This is a genomic window from Frankia sp. CcWB3, assembly GCF_977927595.1.
Genome location: NZ_CDWRCK010000295.1, coordinates 2,253 through 4,861, shown reverse-complemented (window position 1 = coordinate 4,861; position 2,609 = coordinate 2,253). Strand labels below are relative to the sequence as shown.

General features: G+C 69.8%; 3 protein-coding genes. 1 reads left to right on the top strand and 2 read right to left on the bottom strand.

Annotated features, from left to right (window positions below; translation table 11 throughout):
* Positions 1-75: 75 nt before the first annotated feature.
* Positions 76-1,023: a dolichyl-phosphate beta-glucosyltransferase gene (locus ACY5KJ_RS17790; RefSeq protein ID WP_462203896.1), complete on the bottom strand. Its 948-nt coding sequence runs from the start codon at positions 1,021-1,023 to the stop codon at positions 76-78.
* Between the two features lie 552 nt (positions 1,024-1,575).
* On the opposite strand from ACY5KJ_RS17790, the gene ACY5KJ_RS17785 reads away from it, so the two are divergent.
* The gene (locus ACY5KJ_RS17785) at positions 1,576-2,076 is read left to right on the top strand and encodes a hypothetical protein (RefSeq protein WP_462203895.1); all 501 of its coding nucleotides are present in this window, start codon (positions 1,576-1,578) and stop codon (positions 2,074-2,076) included.
* On the opposite strand, the gene ACY5KJ_RS17780 is transcribed toward ACY5KJ_RS17785, so the two are convergent.
* On the bottom strand, positions 2,019-2,507 hold the full coding sequence (locus ACY5KJ_RS17780; RefSeq protein ID WP_462188112.1) for a ribose-5-phosphate isomerase: 489 nt from the start codon (positions 2,505-2,507) through the stop codon (positions 2,019-2,021). The two genes, ACY5KJ_RS17785 and ACY5KJ_RS17780, sit on opposite strands and share 58 nt — an antisense overlap.
* Positions 2,508-2,609: the final 102 nt, after the last annotated feature.

Sequence of the window (2,609 nt, the reverse complement as noted above, 5' to 3'; positions counted from 1 at the left end):
CGTGGGGGGCCGGCGGCGGGGGGGAGGGATCGCTTACTCCAAAGGATAAGGATGAAGGTCCGGTTCGCCGGACCTTCATACAACCTTCCGGGGCAGCGGGGTCACACCGCCCAGGTCCGCGGGCAGGCGCAGGGGCTTCTCGACGCCCCCCACGGCCGCCGTGAGGGCGGCGGCCGGCGGCCCGGCGGTCACCGGTTCCGCGGGTGCCGGGACGCTCACGGCAGGAGGCGGGACGCGGACCTGGGCTGCGGGGGACGCCCCGTCGCCCGGACGAACCGGCGCCGCCGCGGCGGCGGGCGACTGCACCGTGGGACGCGTCACCACGAGGCCGGGAGCGGAGCGGTTCAGGTATCGCCGGGCGCGCATCACGTCGACGAGCATCGCGGGAGTGTGCCGGGTCACCCGGAACGTGCCACCGGGTATCTCCGCCCATCGGACCGGGACCTCGGTGATCCGGTAGCCGATCGACCGGGCGATCGAGAGCACCTCCACGTCGAACCCAAATCCGGAGGAGCGCGCAAGGCTGAACAGCAGCTTGGCCTCGGGACCGCGGAAGGCCTTGAATCCGCATTGGGTGTCGGCGACGTCCAGGCTGGTCAGGGACCGGGTGATCTGGTTGAAGGCCCAGCTGCCGACCCGCCGGCCACTGCTGCGGACCGCACCCGCCCCGACCCGGCGCGATCCGAGCGCCACTTCGGCGTGCTCCAACGCGGCGAGGAGCAGAGGAAGATCATTGACGTCCGAGGCGCCGTCGGCGTCCAGGAAGGCGATCGACTCACCGTGCGCGACCGACACCCCCATGCGGACCGCGGCGCCCTTACCCGAGTTCCACGGCAGCCGCAGGACCCGACCACCGGGCAGATCCGCGAGCAGTTCCTCGGCGATCGCAGCGGTGCCGTCCGTGCTGCCGTCGTCGACCATAATCACCTCGGCATCGGGGATCCTGTGCATGACCGAGATCAGCGGGGGTAGCGAGCCGGGCAGGCGCATCGCCTCGTTGTAGGCGGGGATGACGACGCTCACAGGCACGCAGTCCAAGACTCAACTCCTAGGCCGCGACGGCAGAGCCGATGACTGAAGCCACCGAGGCGCAGCGGTTGGTGACGGCTGATCGAGATCAGCAAACAGTTTCAGGTGTTCTACCGAAATGCGGCAAAGCATGCATGCTCAAGTTTCCTTTCGTTTCATTTACTAGCAAGGTGGCACAATGAACATCTATTGAGTACAGATGGACATCTATTGGGCACATGCTGGGCTATCGGACGTTCATCTGTCGATGTGTAGCATACGGATGGGGGAGAACAGCTCGGACAGGGGGTGGCCGATCCCCCCGGATCGCCTCGGATCATCCTGGATCGGGCAGTCGGCGCTGTCGCCGTCGGGCGACCCGCCGGTAGTACACGGGACGGTGAACTTCCGGAAACCTTCGGAAACGCAAGGATGGAGATCAACCTGTCGCGGGGGATAACCGCGCACCGGCGGATTTCCGACGTCCACCCGCGTCACGAGGCCTCCCGAGCGGCCCGCTTCTGGGATGATCCGCCAAGGTTTCCGGCCAGAGCGGATGGAGGAGCCATGCCACGACCCGAGCGCGCAGGCCGGGCCCGGTCGCAGGCGGCCGGGGCGGGCGAGGCGGACGCGCAGCTGCGCGGTCTCATCGACGCGGGTCGCAGCAAGCTGCCCCCGAGAACGGCGATGCGGGCCCGCGACGCCGCCCGGCCCACCGACGCCGACCTCGCCGAGGCCGAGCGATCGATGGTATTGCATCGCGGATCACGCCCCACCCCGGCGACCCCGTCGACCAGCTCCACCGACCCGGTCCACCGCGGCGGCCCCAGCCGTGCCGGAACCGGTCGTGCCGGAGCCGAGAGCGGCACGACCGACCGCCGCGGCCGGGGTACCCGGAGGACCCGCCGACGCTCCGACCGCGGATCCGCCGGACCGCGTGAGAGCGGCCCTACCGAGACCGGATCCGCCGGGACCGGGTCTGCCGGGACCGGGTCCTCGAAGAACAGGTCTCAGGAAGCCGACGACGCCGACCCGGGCACCGACGGCACGTCCCCGGTCCGCTCGTAGGCCGAGAGCATCCGCAGCCGCCGCACGTGTCGTTGCTCCCCGCTGAACGGCGTGGTGAGGAAGACCTCGGCGAACGTCAGGGCCTCCGTGACGGTGTACATGCGCGCGCCGAGGCTCAGCACGTTGGCATCGTTGTGCTGGCGGGCCAGCGTCGCCGTCTGCTCGCTCCACGCCAGGGCCGCGCGCACCCCGGCGACCTTGTTCGCCGCGATGGCCTCCCCGTTGCCCGATCCCCCGATGACGATGCCCACGCTGCCCGGTTCGGCGGCGGTGGCGGCGGCGGCGGCGAGGACGAACGGGGGGTAGTCATCGTCGGGGTCGTACTCGGCAGGACCATGGTCGACGGGCGCGTGGCCCAGCTCCACCAGACGCTCGGCGAGCGCCTCCTTCAGGCGGAAGCCTGCATGGTCAGATCCCAGATGGACACGCATGATGTGCCATCATGCCCGATCACGTGAAGATCGGGTCCTGGTCCCGGGTCCGCTTGAGCTCGTAGAAGCCAGGGGTACCGGCGACGAGCAGAACTCCGTCTC

Coding starts and splice junctions, on each gene's coding strand:
- ACY5KJ_RS17785 (WP_462203895.1), top strand. CDS start 1,576: ATGCCACGACCCGAGCGCGCAGGCCGGGCCCGGTCGCAGGCGGCCGGG.
- ACY5KJ_RS17780 (WP_462188112.1), bottom strand. CDS start 2,507: ATGCGTGTCCATCTGGGATCTGACCATGCAGGCTTCCGCCTGAAGGAG.